Raw genomic sequence first — 16,142 nt, 5'->3', positions numbered from 1 at the left:
AGAGAAGTTCAGTCAAGAATGAATTTTCACTTTTTTCTGTACGAGGAGGATCGGTGCCGCCGGCCGCCGACAACAGCTCAGCCACGCACGACGGGGCTCCAGTGACGGGTGGCGGGCCGCTGGTCGAGGACTTCGGCCGGCGGATCGGGCGCGCGATGGGATGGCCGCCCATAGCGGGACGGCTGGCAGGTGTCCTGATGCTCAGCCCCACCCCCATGACACTGTCGGAACTGCAGGCGGCGCTGGGGGCCAGCAAGGGGTCGACGTCGGAGATGACCCGCCTGCTCATCGCGAACGGCACGGTCGAACGGGTCAAGGCGCCCGGCGTGCGCCAGGCCGGTTACGTATGGCGCGACGACGCGTGGAGCGGCTGCCTCCAGCACCAGCTCGCCCAGACCGAGCAGCTGCTCGAACTCGCTCGGACCGCGCAGGAACGCGGACAGGACATGCCGGAGCCTCAGCGGGCACGGCTGCGGGACATGCACACCTACTACGACTTCATGGTGGGGAATCTGCGGCGCCTGCTCGACGAATACGGTCGACTGCACGCCGGTTAGCGGGACTTACGGCCCGGTCGACGGCTCAGCCGAACAGTTCCGTCGCGGTGTCGAGGAAGTTGCGTACGGGTGGGGTCTCCTGGCGGTCCGGGCGGCAGATGACGGAGATCGTGGAGGCGGCGTCGGGGTCGGTCAACTCCACGTACCGCAGGGCCGGAAGGCGCAGCGCGCGGAGGCAGTCGGGGACGATCGTGACCCCCGTGTTGGCGGCCACGAGGCCGAGGAGCGTCGGGAACTGGACCGCCTCCTGGGCGGCCTCCAGGCGGAACCCGGCTCGGTGGCAGAGCGCAGCGATGTGGTCGTAGAGGCGCGACACCTGATGGCGGGGGAAGGTGAGGAGGCGCTCGTCCGCGAGGTCGGCCAGCGATACGGCGTGCCGCTCGGCGAGGCGGTGGGACTCGTGGACGGCTACGACGAGCCGCTCGCGCAGCAGTGGCCGCACGGTGAGCCCGGCCGCCCGGTCGACCTCGCGCACGATGCCGACGTCAAGGCGCCCCTCGCTGATCGACTCCAGCTGCGATTCGGTGGTGGATTCCGTCAGTTCGAGGTGCAGGTCGGGCCAGGACCGCTGGAGGGCCAGCACGGTACTGGGCACGATGCCCAGCGCGGCCGAGCTGACGAACCCGACCCGTAGCAGCCCGATTTCACCGTGGGCGGCGTGGCCCACGGCGGACAGCGCGTGGTCGGCCTCGGCCAGCACCCGTTGTCCCTGGGCGAGCAACACCCGCCCCGCGTCCGTCAGTTCCACGCGGCGCGTGGTCCGTATGAACAGGGGAGTGCGCAGTTCCTTCTCGAACTTGCTGATCTGCTGGCTGAGTGCGGGCTGGGCAATGTGCAAGCGCTCGGCGGCCCGGCGGAAGTTCATTTCCGTGGCGACGGCGACGAAGTAGCGGAGTTGGCGTAGCTCCATGCGCATTGATACTCGCAGCTTATCAACGAGGTGGCAATAGATACTTCTCTGTGGTGTGCGAGCCGCTTACCGTCCATGACGAAGCTGCCGTCGCAACGGAGGGACACTGCCGTGACATCCATCCCGAGTTCCCCTGAACAACCCACGAACATCCGGCACTTGGTCGCGGGGGAGTGGGTCGACGGTGACGGCGACGAGACGCTCAGCCTCGACCCCGCACACCCCGACCGGCCGGTGGCCGCGTACCGGACCGCCGGCGAGGCACTGCTGGACCGGGCCGTCACCGCGGCGAAGGCCGCCCAGCCGGACTGGGCGAAGCAGGGGCTCATCCAGCGCGGCCTGGTGCTGCGGCGCGCGGCCGAGCTGCTCGCCGAACGCACCGAGGACATCGCCCTGTTGATGACCCGGGAGCAGGGCAAGACGCTCCCGGAGTCGCGGGCCGAGGTCGGCGCCACCGTGGAGACACTGCACTACCACGCGGGGCGGGCGCGGGCGGCCGACAGCGTCGGCTACCCGTCGAGCCACCCCGATGAGGTCATCCGGACCGTCCGGCGCCCCCTGGGTGTCGTTGCGGCGATCACACCATGGAACTTCCCGCTGCAGGTACCGGCATGGAAGCTCGCTCCCGCCCTCCTGTGGGGCAACACGGTCGTATGGAAGCCCGCCAGTGACACGGTGGCGGTGGCGGTCGCCTTCGCCGAGGTACTCGTCCAGGCCGGCGTCCCCGCGGGCGCCCTGAACCTGCTGCTCGCCCCCGGCGGCCTCGGCGCCGCGCTGGTGGCCCGCGAAGAGGTGGACGGCGTCACGTTTACCGGCTCCGTACCGGTCGGCCGGTCCATCCAGGCCGCGGTGGTGCCGCGCGGAGCCAAGGTGCAGATGGAGCTCGGCGGGCACAACGCCGCCCTCGTGCTGCCCGACATCGACCCCGCGGAGGCGGCCGCGGCCCTGGTGGCCGGCGCCATGGGCAGTACCGGCCAGAAGTGCACCGCCACGCGCCGCATCATCGCCGTCGGGGAGGCCTACGACGTGCTCCTGCCCGAACTGGCGAGCCGGGTGAAGGCACTCGTCGTCGGGGACGGCCGGGTCGACGGAGTGCAGATCGGGCCGCTCGTCTCGCCGGAGGCGAGGGACGAGGTCGAGTCCGCCGTGGAACAGGCCGTCGCCGAAGGCGCCCAGGTCGTCGCGCGCGCCGACAGCCCGGCACCGACACACGGCGCCTACACCGCACCCACACTGCTCTCCGGCAACCCTGACCTGACGATCTGCCAAGAGGAGGTGTTCGGCCCGGTCACCACCCTGCTGCGCGCGGCCGACCTGGACGAGGCGATCCGCATCGCCAACGGCACCCGATTCGGTCTCACCGCCGCCGTGTTCACCTGCGACGAGCGGGCCGTCCGCCGCTGCGTCACCGAACTCGACGCGGGCCTGGTGAAGGTGAACGCTCCCAACACCGGGTCGGAACTGCACGCACCCTTCGGCGGGCTCAAGGAGTCGTCGTTCCCCGCCCCGCGTGAGCAGAACGGCGACAGCAGCGCCGACTTCTTCACCTGGACCAAGACCGCGTACCTGCGCACGGGGACGCCGAGCGGGAGCCGGCCGTGACCGCCGCAGGCGCCCTGCGGCCCACTGAACTACTGCGGCGCGCCCAGCAGTTGGCCCGGCCACCCGAGCGAGTCCTCGACCCGCTGGACATGGGCGCGTCCCGTCACACAAGGCACAGCTTCGCGCGGTCCTTCCTGCGCACGGCCGCCGCCCAGCACTGGACCGTGCGCCGCGAGAGCTGGGACGTGGACGCGCGCGGGAGGGGCGAGGCGGCCTACCGCGTCGACGCCGACGGCCACGAACTGTGGTTCCTCGCCTTCTCCACGCTCCTGCCCGAGGAACAGCGCACCGATCGCGTCGTCGCCGACGCGTGGGACGTCACCGCGGCGCTGGTGGAGGGCCCCTGCGACGAGCGGCGGAGAGCGGAACTGCGCGCGCAGGTGCCGCTCCAGGAAGAAGGGAGGGCCGATGCCAGGACGCTGGTGTGGACGCGGGCCAACCGCAGCCGGCGGTTCTTCGACTACGTCGTGGACCGGCTCGCCGAGGGACTTCAGCCCGAGCCGGAGGCCATGGGCGACGCCGCGTACGTTCTGCGCAGCACCGCGTTCTACAGCAACGGCAAGTTCGGGCTCGCGGACTTCGACAGCCTCGGCGACGACCACCCGCTGCGACTGCCGTACCGGGCACAGATGCTGACCGCCTGGCTGCTGCGCGAGCTCAGCTACGACCTGGTCGAGCACTGTGCCGCCGCGCGGAGCCCCCTCGCGGTGCGGCTCACCGGCGACTGGCGGTGCTACCTCGGCCTCGGCAATGCCACCGGGCTCGGCATGGTGCCCTTCGTGATCAATCACCCGCGGGTGCTCGACGCGTGGTGTGCCGTGCGTGAACTGCCCCTCGCGCACGCGCTGCACGACCCGACCTCGCCACAGGGCGCACGCACGGCCCGCGTGCGGGACCTGCTGGAGCGGGCACGGGACTACTTCCGCGAACGTGACACCCTGGCCACGGCGCCCTACCTGCCCGGCCCGCTTCTCGCCGGACAACTCGACGAACTCGCCGCCCTGCTCGACGAATACCGGGAAACCGGGTCCATCCGGGGAGAGCCGACGGACCGCGCCTGGCACACACTGCACGCGTCGGCGGACGAGATCGGACCGGAAGCCCGCGGTGTCCTCTGCTCGCTGCTCGTCGAGGCCTACGACGAACTCGACGCCGACGTCGAGAAGTTGCTCCACTGCGACCAGCAACTGACAGTGGAACCGGCCCAGACCTGCGGCGCGCTGCGCGCCATGGCACTCGACCGCTACAACTGGGTGCGCCGCTTCGACTTCGACGACTCCACCCAGCAGACGTACTTCTGGTTCTCCTCGGTGAACAACGAGGAACCGCGGCGCGGCCGCCGCGGGATCGACCCCGGCGAACACGTCGAGCACCCGGTCGACATAGCCCGCTCGGTGAACGAGATGCTCGACGACCTCGCCGCCGTGACCGCGGACGACCGGCCGGTGGCGGACTTCCTGCTGAGTCACCCATGGCACCGCGCGGCGGTCGCCCGGGTCCAGTCACTGGCCGGGCTGCCGTACGCCGAGGTCCGGGCCAACCTGCTCGCCCGGGACTTCCTCCCCCTGCACGTACAACGGTTCCAGCTCGCGCTCTACGGCATGGACAACTACAGCCCACAGTCCACGGACTGGCTTCGGGTCACGCTGTTCTGCGGCGCTCCCCGGCCGTCCGACATCGCCGCCGGCCGCGAGCACGACTGGCTCTTCGCCCGTAAACCCCGAAAGGACGCACCGTGAGTTCGCTCGCTCATGACGAGCTGGTCGTCGTCGACGGCCTGCAGATCAACAACTGGGACCGAAAGGTGCTCGAGGAGCTCCGGGCCGGCGGCGTCACAGGGGTGAACGCCACCTGCGCCGTGTGGGAGGGACCGACCGAGACCACGCGCGCGATCGCCGACTGGTACGAGCTGGCCAGGGAGAACGACGACATCGTCGTGCTCGCCGAGTCGGTCGAGCAGATACGGGCCGCGAAAGCCGCCGGCAAGGTCGCCGTGCTGCTCGGCTTCCAGAACACCTCGCCCTTCGCGGACGACTACCGGCTCGTGGAGGTCTTCCACCGGCTCGGCGTGCGGATCGCCCAGCTCACGTACAACAACCAGAACCTCGTCGGCGGTGCCTGCTACGACGAGGAGGACTCGGGGCTGACCGCGTACGGCCGCTTCATCGTCGCCGAGATGAACAGGGTCGGGATGCTCATCGACCTCTCCCACGTGGGCAACCGCACCTGCTGTGACGCCATCGACGCCTCAGCCGGATCCGTCGCCATCACCCACTCCAACCCCACGTGGTTCTTCGACCACCCGAGGAACAAACCGAACGAGGTGATCAAGGCGCTGGCCGACCGGGGCGGAGTCATCGGCTGCTGCCTGTACCCCAACGTGCTGGGCGGCGAACTGACCACGCGCGAGCAGTTCTGCACGATGATCGCCCGCCTGGTCGACGACATCGGCCCCGACCACGTCGCCATCGGCAGCGACTGCACGAGGAACTGGTCGCAGGACTTCGTGGGATGGCTGCGCAACGGCCGGTGGCGTCCACCGTCGGCCAATCCCGTCCAGCCTGAATGGCCGGCATGGCCCCAGTGGTTCTCGGGTCCGGCCGACTTCCCCGCCGTCACCGAGGGGCTCCTCTCCACCGGCCTCGACGAGGACACCGTCAGAAAGATCCTCGGCGAGAACTGGCTCCGGCTGTTCTCGGACGTCTTCGAGAACACGGAGGCACCGTGAGAGCCGTACGCGAGGTCAGGGACACCGCCTTCCGTGCGGTCCTCGCCGCCGGAGCCTCCGCCGGAGAAGCCACCTCCGTCGCCGAACTCGTCGTGCTCGGCGAAGTCCTGGACGGCACGGGCGTGCGGGCGCTGCTCGACGAACTCGGGGACGTGCCCCACGGCCGGGTACCCGTGGAGCGACACACCGACCGTGCCGACACCGGCATCGACGTGCTGCGCGACCCGGCGGCCCGAGGCACCCTGCTGCTGGGCCCGTCGGCCGCCGACCACGCGGCGGTCGGCCGCCGACCGGTGTTCATGGCCGGCATGGCATGGGCGCCCGCCCTGGAATGGGTCCTCCTGAGCACGGCCGCACGGTCCCGACTCCCGGTCCTTGCCGCACAGATGGGGGCGGACGGCGAACACGGAGCGGCGGCACTGGCCACACCGGACGGTGCGCTGTACCGCGGGGCGCAGGCCGCCCGGTCCGCGCGGCAACCGCCGGCGGCATCGGCCCTGGCCGCGGCCGTGGCCCACGGAGGTGGAGTCCTGCTGAGCCGCTGCCCCCAGGAGGCGATCTCGGCCGGCACGGCACCGGACCGTACCCGGGCACGGAGCGAGGCGCGCCTCACCGAAGCGACGAGGAGCGGCCTGCCGGTCGACCCCGACCTGTGGGCGAGGCTCTACGCGGCCTCACGCCGCTGTCTCGTACCAGAGAGCCCGGCGGTCCCGTACCGAAAGCTTCCCGCGTTTCCTACCCCGTGATGGGACGGTTCCGATGAACGTCGACACACCCACCTCCGTCAGCCACCGAGCCGACACCTCCCTCGACACCGCCCAACTCAATGGATTCCACCGGAAACTCACTCTGTTCTCCTCAGGCGGGCCGTTTCTCGACGGCTACATCCTCAGCATCATCGGCATCGCCATGGTGCAGATACAGCCGCTGTGGAACATGAGCACCCTGTGGGCCGGGCTGATCGGTGCCTCCGCACTGATCGGTGTGTTCATCGGCGGTGCCGTGTTCGGTGCCGTGACCGACCGCATCGGCCGCAAACTGATGTACACGATCGACCTGATCGCGATCGTCGTCTGTTCGGTGCTCCAGTTCTTCGTCACCAACGAGGTCGAGCTCTTCGCCCTCCGGCTGCTCATTGGCATCGCGGTCGGTGCCGACTACCCCATCGCCACCGCCCTGGTGACCGAGTTCGTGCCGAAGGCCTGGCGGGCCCGGCTCGTCGGCGGACTCAACGCCATGTGGTTCGTGGGCGCGACGGTCGCGGCTTTCGTGGGCTACTTCCTGCTGCGCTCGCCCGACGGCTGGAAGTGGATGCTGCTGTCGTCGGCCGTCCCCGCCCTGCTGATCGTGATCGCCCGGACGAGCATCCCGGAGTCCCCACGCTGGTTGCTCAGCAAGGGCCGCCGGGAGGAGGCCCTCGGCGTACTCCAGCAGACGCTGGGTGAGCACGCCACGCTCGACGACCTCCCCAAGGAGGAAGGGGAGACCTCCGTACGGACCCTCCTCAAGGGCGGTTACCTCAGCCGCATCGTCTTCATCTCCGTGTTCTGGACCTGCACAGTGGTCACGCTCTTCGCCATCTACGCCTTCGGGCCCCAGATCCTGACCCTGTTCGACCTGAACGGTGGCACCGACGAGGCGAACCTGGGGTACGGCCTGATCAATCTGTTCTTCCTGGTGGGCAATGTCGTCGCGCTGCTGCTCGTCGACAGGCTGGGCCGACGCCCCATCCTCATCGGAGGGTTCGCGGTCTCCGCGCTGGGACTGCTCTATCTCGCCATCAGGCCCGACTCCGGACTCTGGATGGTCGCGATCGCCTTCGCCCTGTACGCGGTGTTCAACGGAGGCCCGTCCATCCTCGAATGGATCTACCCCAACGAACTGTTCCCGACGGAGATCAGGGCCACGGCGGTCGGCCTGTGCACAGGCATCAGCCGGATCGGTTCGGCGATCGGCACGTTCGCGACTCCGTGGGCACTGGCGACCTTGGGGCTGAGCGCGACGATGTACATCGCGGCCGGGATCGCGCTGATCGGCGCCGTGGTCAGCATGTTCATGGCGCCGGAGACCAAGGGCGCGGATCTGCACGTCACTTCGTCCCTGGCCTGAGCGGAACGCCTTCGCCGGCGCACCGGCACGACGCTGCCCGTCAGCCGGCGAGAGGCGTGTCGAAGTGGGTGGGCAGGGTCAGCAGGGCGCTGAGGTCCGCGCCAGGGGCGAATTCCTGCGGGGCCTCGTTCCGGCGGAACAGGCGGGCGCCGGCGGCGGTGCCGCCCAGGTCGAGAGCGTCCCCCTGGCGCCGCAGCCAGGTGCCCTCGCGCAGCCCCAGCACCGGCACGTCGTTCTCCTCCAGGAACTGCACGAGACGCTCTTCGCGCGTCTCGCCCTGGTGGGTGCTCGCCGGGTCCGGGTCGAGGTAGTGCGGGTTGATCTGGAAGGGGACAAGGCCGAAGGAGGAGAAGTCCGGCGGCTGCACGATGGGCATGTCGTTGGTGGTGCGCAGCGTCGGGCAGGCCATGTTGGTGCCGGCCGAGGAGCCCATGTACGGCATCCCCGCGGCGGCGCGTGTCCGCACTGCCTCGATCAGGCCGAGCGTGTGCAGCGCCTTGAGCAGCCGGAAGCTGTTGCCGCCGCCGACGAAGACGGCCTGCGCGTCGGCCACCGCCTGGGCCGGATCGCCGCCCTTGTGGGCGCCGCGTACGGAGATGCCCAGCGGCTTCAACGCGTCGGCCACCTTGCCGGTGTACGCGTCGTGGTCGGCCAACGCGTACGGCACGAAGACGAGTTCGCGCACACCTGCCAGGTGGTCCGCGATCACCTCCGTCGCGTGTTCCAGGTAACCGTGGCCGGGAGCCGCGGAGTTGGACAGCAGGAGCAGCTTCATGGGGAGGTGCCTTTCGGTATCGGTGTCGGGATCGGTAGGGGGTCGGGCTGCTTTTGGGGTCAAGGTGTGCGGCGGGCCGCCTGCGAGCGGGAGCGGCGTGGGGAGAGCAGTTCGCCCAGTTGGTCCGCCGCGGCCTGCAGCGGGCCGAGGAGGTGTTCGTCCGGGCCGGTGACCAGGTCGTGCGGTCCGACCAGCGAGAGCGTGCCGACGGGCTGCGACCGGACGAGCATCGGCACCGAGAGGCCTGAGGTGGCCGGGTCGTACTCACCCTTCGAGTGGGAGTAGCCTTCCTGGCCGGCGCGGACCATCAGCTCCTCCAGCTCCTCCGGATCGGTCACGGTCAGTGAGGAGAAGCTCGGCATCGGCCTGCCGTACAGCAGCCGGGCCCGGGTGCCGGGCGTGAGCATGCCGAAGTACGCCCGGGAGGTGGCGCCGGCATGCGCCGGGTACAGCTCGCCAGTCAGCCGGTACGCGCGCAGCGGCCCGCTGCCGCCGTCGGCCGACTCCACGCAGCGCAGGTGCACCCCGTCCGGCACGGCGAAGAGCGCCGTCGCGCCCGTCTTCATCGCCAGCGCGCGCACAGCGGGTCTGACCAGGGCGGACATGCCGCCGTGCCGCTCCCAGGCAGTCGACATGTGCCACACCGCGGGGCCGAGGCGATAGCGGCGGGTGACCGGGTCGGAGACCAGGAAACCGCGGTGTGCCAGGGCCGCGAGCAGTCGCTGCGCGACCGACTTGTCCCAGCCGAACTCGGCCGCCAGATCCGTCACCCCCCACTCCTCGCGCTCCTGGGAGAAGGCGAGGAGCACGCTGAGGACACGGTCGGCGGTCTGCAAGGGGGGTGCGGTCATGGCGGCAGCGTACCGGATGACGGACATCATTCTCTGAAATAGAGAAAAGGTTGTCTCATGCGGGATCGGCGTCGCAGTCTGCTACGAGCCGGCCGAGTCGCAGTGGCCCTGGCGGCAGTACCTCGTTACGCACCGAACACGCACCAAAGGAGCCGCTGTGCTCAAGTACGTACTCGACGTCGTCGACCTCCTCGACCGCCCGCAGGCGAGCGGTGAGCTGCTCGCCGGTCATCTGCGGTCCGTCCTGGACGCGGCCGGATCGCCGGCCGAAGGCCCGAAGCCGGAGATCACCGTCACCCGCATCGAGGGCGAGCGGGGCGGCACCGACTTCGTGAAGGTCACCGTCCCCGGCACCCGTGGCAGGACCGCCGGAGGCGAGGCACCCACGCTCGGCATCCTCGGCCGCCTCGGCGGCGTCGGCGCCCGCCCGGAGCGGATCGGCCTCGTGTCCGACGCGGACGGCGCGATCGCCGCACTGGCCGCCGCCGCGAAGCTCCTCGACATGTACGGACGCGGCGACCGCCTGGAGGGTGATGTCATCCTCTCCACACACGTGTGCCCCGACGCGCCGACCCGGCCGCACGACCCGGTGCCGTTCATGGACTCGCCGATCTCCGTCCTCGACTGCAACCGCGCGGAGATCTCCCCGGAGATGGACGCGGTGGTCTCCATCGACACCACCAAGGGCAACCGGCTCCTCAACCACCGCGGCGTCGCGCTCTCCCCGACCGTCAAGCAGGGCTGGATCCTGCGCCCGAGCGACGACCTGCTGGGCCTCCTCGAAACGGTCACCGGCGAGTTCGCGCACGTCCTGCCGATCACCACGCAGGACATCACCCCGTACGGCAACGGCGTGCACCACATCAACTCGATCATGCAGCCGTGCGTGGCCACGGACGCGGCCGTCGTCGGCCTCGCACTCGTCACCCGGACCGCGGTGGCGGGCTGCGCGACGGGCGCCAGCCACGAGACGGACATCGCCGCGGCGGCCCGGTTCTCGCTCGAAGCGGCGAAGGACTTCGGACGCGGTGTCGCCCGCTTCCACGACCAGGAGGAGTTCGACCGGCTGATCGAGCTCTACGGGCCGATGACCCGCCTTCAGGCGTCCACCGCCTGACCACGGCCCCACCCCCCTCCGCCCCGCTTCGCCCCGCTGGAGTCCCCGTGACCACTTCGCAGAGCGCGCCCCCCGAGGCTGCGCCGCCCACGCACCCGCGCGCCTTCGAACCGGTGACCCTGGTCGTCAGCGCCGTCCTCGCCATCCTCGGCTCCGTCATCGGCCTGGTGCTGATCACGACCCTGGGCATCGCCCCCAACACCTCCGTGATCGGCGCGCTGCTCGCCATGCTGATCGGCCGGATCTCCATCGCCGGCTTGCGCAAGATGCGCAACCAGCACCGGCAGAACCTCGTGCAGTCGGCCGTCTCCGGATCGACGTTCGCCGCCGCCAACTCGCTGATCACCCCCATCGCGGTGCCGTTCCTCATCGGCCGCCCCGACCTGGTGTGGACGATGCTGCTCGGCGCGGTGATCGGCCTGGCCGTGGACAGCTGGGTGCTGTTCCGCGTCTACGACTCGCGACTCTTCCCGGCCTCGTCCGCCTGGCCCGCCGGGATCGCCGCCGCCGAGACGATCAAGGCGGGTGACGAGGGCGGGAAGAAGGCCGCCGTGCTCGGCGTCGGCGCGGTCGTCGGCTTCGTCGGGGCGATGTTCAAGCTGCCCACATCGGCCGCGGGCGTGGCGTTCCTCGGCAACATCTGGGCGCTGCTGATGTTCGGCGTCGGCCTGCTCGTCGCCCAGTACGCGCCGACCACCCTGCACTACGACCTCGGCGCCAACTACGTCCCGCACGGCGTGATGATCGGCGCGGGTCTGGTGGCACTCGTCCAGGCCTCCCTGATGATGCGGGACCGCAACGCGAAGAAGCGGGCCGCGGTGGCCGAGCGGCAGGACGGCCGGTTCGACCCGGAGTTCCGCACCGTCGACGCCCGCCGGCTGCGCCGCGGTCTCATCGAGGGCCTGGCCCTGTTCGTCGTCGGCGCGATCGTCGTCGCCATCGGCGGCGGGGTCGCGGCGGACATGGGCGGGTTCGGCCTCGTCGGCTGGGTGCTGCTCGCAGGCGTGGCGGCGCTGGTGCACCAGCTGATCGTGGGCCTCGCGGCGATGCACTCCGGGTGGTTCCCCGCCTTCGCCGTGACGCTGATCTTCCTGATCCTCGGCCTGGTGCTGAGCATCCCGATGATCCCGCTCGCCCTGCTGGTCGGGTACTGCGCGTGCACAGGACCCGCCTTCGCCGACGTCGGCTTCGACTTCAAGGCGGGCTGGCTGCTGCGCAAGGACGCCGTGCCGTGGAAGCCGTACGAGATGGCGGGCCGCCGCCAGCAGTACCTCTCGCAGCTGGTGGGCTTCGCCGTCGCGATCGTCATCGTCGCCATCGCGTGGAAGCCGTTCTTCTCCGACGGCAGGGTCCCGCCGGTCGCCCAGGTGTACGTCGACACCATCAAGGCCGGCCTCACCGACACCCACGCCATCACGATGATGCTGCTGTGGGCGATCCCCGGCGTACTGATCCAGCTCCTCGGCGGCTCGAAGCGGCAGATGGGCGTGCTCCTCGCCACCGGTCTGCTGGTGGCCACCCCGCAGGCGGGCTGGCTGGTGCTCGCCGCGCTCGCCGTCCGCTTCGGCTACACCCGCTGGCGCCGCTCCCAGGCCGCCACGAAGGAGGAGGCGGACGCCGTGGCAGAGACCGCCGACAACGATCTCGCCCTGGTCGGCGCCGGCCTGATCGCGGGCAGCTCCGTCCACGACGTCGGCCAGATCTACAAGGCGGTGTGAGCATGTCTCTACGAGGCGGTGTGACCGTGCCCGCAGCATCGGACACGCAGGGTGTGCTGGGCCTGGTCACCATCGGCCAGGCCCCGCGCACCGACCTGACCCCCGACATCCTCCCGCTCACGGCCGGGCTCCGGCTGACCGAGCACGGCGCCCTCGACCACGACCGCTTCGACGGCCCGGACGCCGACGCGGTACGCACCGCCGTCGGCCCCGCCCCCGGCGAGGCGCCGCTCATCTCCCGCCTGCGCGACGGCGGCTCCGCCGTCCTCGGCCACGACGCGCTCGCCCCCCGCATGGCGGACGCCGTCGCCCGCTGCGAGGCCGACGGCGCCGACGCCACGCTGCTGCTCTGCACCGGCCACTTCCCGCCGGTCCCGGCCGCCAGGCCACTGCTGTACGCCGAGCCACTCGTCCAGCACGGCGTACGCGCCCTGGTCGGTACGGACCCGGTCGGCGTCGTCTGCCCGCTGCCCGCCCAGCGCGAGGACGTCGCGGCGCGCTGGGCCCGGCTGCTGCCCGGCCGGGTCACCGCCGCTCCCGCGGACCCGTACGGAGCGGGCGCGCCGGAGCAATGTGCCGCGGCGGCACGGGAGTTGGCCGCGGCCGGGGCCCGCTGGGTGGTCCTCGACTGCATCGGCTACACCGAGGAGATGCGCCACGCGGCCGCGGACGCCGCGCACGTGCCGGTACTGCTGGCCCGCTCCCTGGCGGTGCGGCTGGCGGCGGAGGTCGCGCAGTCGGCGGCGCGGGCGCGCGGCTGACGTCGGCGGGGGCCCCAGCGTGCGGGTCACGTACCTCGCCGCGCGCTCCGTACGCGAAGATGGTCGCGTCCCCATCCCATTCGGCGGAGGCCGCGCATGAGTACTCGTTTTCAGGAGATCGACTGGCGTCCCACGCCCCTGGGGGACATCAGCCTGCGCCGCAGACGGGACCCGGCCTCCGGTGAGGACGTGTACGAGGTGAAGCTGGGCGAGGAGTTCCTGATGTCGAGCCTCTTCACCGAGGGCGAGATCGAACTCGCCCGGCTCGGCCTCGCCCCCCTCGCGGACACGGAGCTGGATGTCGCCGTGGGCGGCCTCGGCCTCGGATACACGGCTGCGGCCGCGCTCGACGATCCGCGAGTGCGGACGCTGACGGTGATCGATGCGCTGGGCGAGGTGATCGAGTGGCACCGGCTCGGCTACGTGCCACTCGGTGACCGGCTGGCGTCGGACGCCCGGTGCCGGCTGGTCGAGGGCGACTTCTTCGCGAGGGTCGCCGAGGGCGCCGGCCTGGACCCGAGCGAACCGGGCCGCCGCTTCCACGCCATCCTGCTCGACGTCGACCATTCCCCCCGGCACGTCCTGCACCCCCGGAACGCGGCCCTCTACCAGCCCGACGGCCTGCGCTCACTCGCCCAACTGCTCGTCCCGGACGGCGTGTTCGCCCTCTGGTCGAACGACCCGCCGGACGCGGAGTTCGAAGCCACGCTCGGGGAGGTCTTCTCGACCGTGCGGAGCCATGTCGTGGAGTTTCCCAATCCTCTGCAAGGGGGGTCTTCGACGAACACGGTTTATGTGGCGCGGTAGGTCGTGGAGCGGGATGCGGCCGTTCCGTGCGCCGGATCCCGCCTGGCGGTCTGTGTGCGGTCGAGGTGTGCCACCACCGACGCGTGGAACTTCTGGACCGCTTCGTCGACGCTGCGGATGAAGCCGGATTCCGTGTTCCCCCGTTGTGTACCCATACCCTTGAACAACGAGAGCCGGAAGCCGGCGATCTTCGCCCCGGCGGCCGGCAGCAGGTCGCCCGGTTCGGGCCGCAGGCGTTCCAGGGTGCCCCGCGGGCCTCCGGCCTCCCCTTCGACCAAGGTCTCGATGTGCAGGTCGGCGGGTGCCTCGGCGAGCTCGCGGACGATCCGCTTGGCCCAGGAAAGCGGGTAGCCGTGGGCCGGGGGAGCGATGTCGATGGACGTGCGGATCTTGTACGTACGCAGGTCGGCGGTGATACCGAGCACTCCGGGGGTCTGGTCTATGCGCAGCTCGGCCCTGAGCCTGCCTTCCCGGCACAGCTCGTCGGCCATCCGGGCTCGCCGGGCCACCGCGTCGGTGCCGCGCCGCGCCCGTTGCACAGGGAGAACCTTGCGTCCCAGCTCGCCGCCCAGGCCCAGCGACACCTGGCGCACCAGTCGCTCCCAGCTCTCGACGGCCTCAAGTGCGCGCGGGTCGCCCTGGCACAGGGTCTCGTCCTGGATCCCGTTGCGGACCGGCACCCAGGCCGGACCCATGTTGTGGAAGCCGTGACACCCCGAGTTCTCGTGGCGCAGATAGTGCAGGAGTTCCCCCAGGAGCCAGGCGTGCGCGGGATTGCGCAGCCCCTCGTGCCGGATCAACATCTGGGCCTGGTGGGTGACTTCGGCCCAGGAGAGATGCCACAGGCTCACCTTGTTCTTGCGCCGCCGGTCGATCTTCACCTCGACCAGCGGACTGCCTTCCAGCGCAACGTCGTTGGAGAGGGTGATGACGGCCTCGTAACCACGGCGGGCCGCGATGTCGGCGTAGGCCTGCACCTGCTCGGCCTTGAGGGAGTTGCCGTTGGTCTTGGTCTCTACCAGCGCCGTCCAAAGCTTGCCCGCGCGCTCCACACGGATGACACCGTCGGGCCGCCGGGGCGAGTCGCCGTGGGGGAGCGTCACCTCGGTGAAGGTTTCCATGCGTCCGGCGTGGGCGCCGAACCCGGCGGTCAGCCGCCGTCCGAACTCAGGCACCTGCGCCATGACGGCCAGCAGGACCGACGTGGCCCGCATCTCCCGGTCCCGGTCGCTCTTCAATGCGGACACCGGGAAGAGGCGGGCGCCCGCCCAGGACTCGTTCTCCGCGAGGGACTTCTTGAGTGCTCTGGGGAGCGTGACCTTCGTCTTCGAGGTACGGGGGCGTGCGGGTTTCTTGACGGGCGTCGCGGTGTCGGCGGCTTCGCCGGGCTTCGGGGCGTCCTCAGTGGGGGCGGTGGCAGGCGCCGTGCGCGGCTCGGGCTCCTGCGGGGGCTGGTCGCCGGCCGACGGCCGGAGCGTATCCGTCGTATCCGTTGTCTCCGCCGGGACAAGCGGTTCGGCCGCGACCGTCTCCTCGGCCGCGTCGTCGTCGATGTCCACGCCGTGATCCGAGGCGAGGGCGGCGAAGCCCGCTGCGTAACCCTGTCCCACGGCGCGGAACTTCCACTCGGCTCCACGCCGGTACAACTCCCCGAAGATCAGGGCACTCACGGCGCCCGCGTCCTCGATCGCGAACCGTAGCAGTGGCTCCCCGGCTCCATCGCTCAACGTCAGCTGCAGGCCCTCGAGTTCGTCGAATCGGGCCGACTCGTACCGGCTCGCCGCGATGAGGACGGTGGCGACGTCGTCCGGGAGCGCGCTCAGATCGAAACCGATGCGGTCCTCGCTGCCCTCTCCCGCAGGTGTCTTGCCGAGCAGCTGCACGCTCCCGTCCGGCGCGCAGGCGTTGTTGTAGAAGTAGAAGTCGGCGTCGCTGCGTACCTTGCCGTTCTCGTTCAGCAACAGCACGGAGACGTCGGCGTCCCCCTCGCCGGTTGGACTCACCCACCCGAGGCCGACGACCACCGAGTCGACGTCTCCGTCGACCAGCCCCCCGAGCCCCACGTTCGCACCCTTGACCATCTCGTACATTCGGCCTCCCCACCGATCACCCAGGCGCGAGGCCCCCCTCGCTCGCCGCCACCCGCGTGAACAAGTGGTGCGCCTGATGTGGAGATGGTGACTGTATGTGGGTGTTGACGGCAAGTC

General features: G+C 70.6%; 14 protein-coding genes. 10 read left to right on the top strand and 4 right to left on the bottom strand.

The window, feature by feature from the left end:
• The first annotated feature begins 53 nt into the window (after nt 1-53).
• The gene (locus ACFYWS_RS24805; protein ID WP_389280229.1) at nt 54-557 is read left to right on the top strand and encodes a GbsR/MarR family transcriptional regulator; all 504 of its coding nucleotides are present in this window, start codon (nt 54-56) and stop codon (nt 555-557) included.
• A gap of 25 nt (nt 558-582) precedes the next feature.
• Here the strand turns inward: ACFYWS_RS24805 and ACFYWS_RS24800 are convergent, their stop codons facing one another.
• Nucleotides 583-1,473 carry a LysR family transcriptional regulator gene (locus tag ACFYWS_RS24800; RefSeq protein WP_389280227.1) on the bottom strand — a complete coding sequence of 297 codons (891 nt, stop codon included), beginning with the start codon at nt 1,471-1,473 and terminating at the stop codon, nt 583-585.
• 105 nt (nt 1,474-1,578) lie between these two features.
• Here ACFYWS_RS24800 and ACFYWS_RS24795 point away from each other — a divergent pair, with 105 nt between their 5' ends.
• The 5 genes from ACFYWS_RS24795 to ACFYWS_RS24775 are packed head-to-tail and all read left to right on the top strand — an operon-like array spanning nt 1,579 to nt 7,906.
• Nucleotides 1,579-3,069: an aldehyde dehydrogenase family protein gene (locus ACFYWS_RS24795; RefSeq protein WP_389280225.1), complete on the top strand. Its 1,491-nt coding sequence runs from the start codon at nt 1,579-1,581 to the stop codon at nt 3,067-3,069.
• On the top strand, nt 3,066-4,808 hold the full coding sequence (locus ACFYWS_RS24790; RefSeq protein ID WP_389280223.1) for a hypothetical protein: 1,743 nt from the start codon (nt 3,066-3,068) through the stop codon (nt 4,806-4,808). Before ACFYWS_RS24795 ends, ACFYWS_RS24790 begins: the two co-directional genes overlap by 4 nt.
• The gene (locus ACFYWS_RS24785; RefSeq protein ID WP_389280221.1) at nt 4,805-5,797 is read left to right on the top strand and encodes a dipeptidase; all 993 of its coding nucleotides are present in this window, start codon (nt 4,805-4,807) and stop codon (nt 5,795-5,797) included. Before ACFYWS_RS24790 ends, ACFYWS_RS24785 begins: the two co-directional genes overlap by 4 nt.
• Nucleotides 5,794-6,543: a hypothetical protein gene (locus ACFYWS_RS24780; RefSeq protein ID WP_389280219.1), complete on the top strand. Its 750-nt coding sequence runs from the start codon at nt 5,794-5,796 to the stop codon at nt 6,541-6,543. The genes ACFYWS_RS24785 and ACFYWS_RS24780 overlap by 4 nt, the downstream gene beginning before the upstream one ends.
• A gap of 13 nt (nt 6,544-6,556) precedes the next feature.
• The gene (locus tag ACFYWS_RS24775) at nt 6,557-7,906 is read left to right on the top strand and encodes an MFS transporter (protein ID WP_389280217.1); all 1,350 of its coding nucleotides are present in this window, start codon (nt 6,557-6,559) and stop codon (nt 7,904-7,906) included.
• A 40-nt stretch (nt 7,907-7,946) separates the two neighbouring features.
• Here ACFYWS_RS24775 and pepE read toward each other — a convergent pair whose 3' ends face one another.
• Together pepE and ACFYWS_RS24765 are read right to left on the bottom strand one after the other, a co-directional pair.
• Nucleotides 7,947-8,681, bottom strand: coding sequence for a dipeptidase PepE (gene pepE, locus ACFYWS_RS24770; protein WP_389280215.1), 735 nt, complete (start codon nt 8,679-8,681; stop codon nt 7,947-7,949).
• A 59-nt stretch (nt 8,682-8,740) separates the two neighbouring features.
• Nucleotides 8,741-9,532, bottom strand: a complete 792-nt coding sequence (locus ACFYWS_RS24765; protein ID WP_389280213.1) for an IclR family transcriptional regulator — start codon at nt 9,530-9,532, stop codon at nt 8,741-8,743.
• A gap of 157 nt (nt 9,533-9,689) precedes the next feature.
• Here ACFYWS_RS24765 and ACFYWS_RS24760 point away from each other — a divergent pair, with 157 nt between their 5' ends.
• The 4 genes from ACFYWS_RS24760 (at nt 9,690) to ACFYWS_RS24745 (ending at nt 13,935) form a co-directional block, all read left to right on the top strand.
• Nucleotides 9,690-10,649: a DUF1177 domain-containing protein gene (locus tag ACFYWS_RS24760; RefSeq protein ID WP_389280211.1), complete on the top strand. Its 960-nt coding sequence runs from the start codon at nt 9,690-9,692 to the stop codon at nt 10,647-10,649.
• A 47-nt stretch (nt 10,650-10,696) separates the two neighbouring features.
• Entirely contained in the window at nt 10,697-12,367 is a 1,671-nt protein-coding gene (locus ACFYWS_RS24755; RefSeq protein ID WP_389280209.1) for an OPT/YSL family transporter, read from the top strand.
• Nucleotides 12,368-12,393: 26 nt separating this feature from the next.
• The gene (locus ACFYWS_RS24750) at nt 12,394-13,128 is read left to right on the top strand and encodes an AroM family protein (RefSeq protein ID WP_389280207.1); all 735 of its coding nucleotides are present in this window, start codon (nt 12,394-12,396) and stop codon (nt 13,126-13,128) included.
• Between the two features lie 96 nt (nt 13,129-13,224).
• Nucleotides 13,225-13,935 carry a spermidine synthase gene (locus ACFYWS_RS24745; protein ID WP_389280205.1) on the top strand — a complete coding sequence of 237 codons (711 nt, stop codon included), beginning with the start codon at nt 13,225-13,227 and terminating at the stop codon, nt 13,933-13,935.
• Here the strand turns inward: ACFYWS_RS24745 and ACFYWS_RS24740 are convergent.
• Nucleotides 13,920-16,025: a TerD family protein gene (locus ACFYWS_RS24740; protein ID WP_389280203.1), complete on the bottom strand. Its 2,106-nt coding sequence runs from the start codon at nt 16,023-16,025 to the stop codon at nt 13,920-13,922. The two genes, ACFYWS_RS24745 and ACFYWS_RS24740, sit on opposite strands and share 16 nt — an antisense overlap.
• Between the last annotated feature and the right edge of the window lie 117 nt (nt 16,026-16,142).

The organism is Streptomyces sp. NPDC002795 (genome assembly GCF_042888725.1).
In the GTDB taxonomy this organism is placed as follows: Bacteria; Actinomycetota; Actinomycetes; order Streptomycetales; family Streptomycetaceae; genus Streptomyces.
The sequence above is the reverse complement of the archived record's forward strand: the minus strand, read 5'-3'. Positions and strand labels throughout refer to the sequence as shown.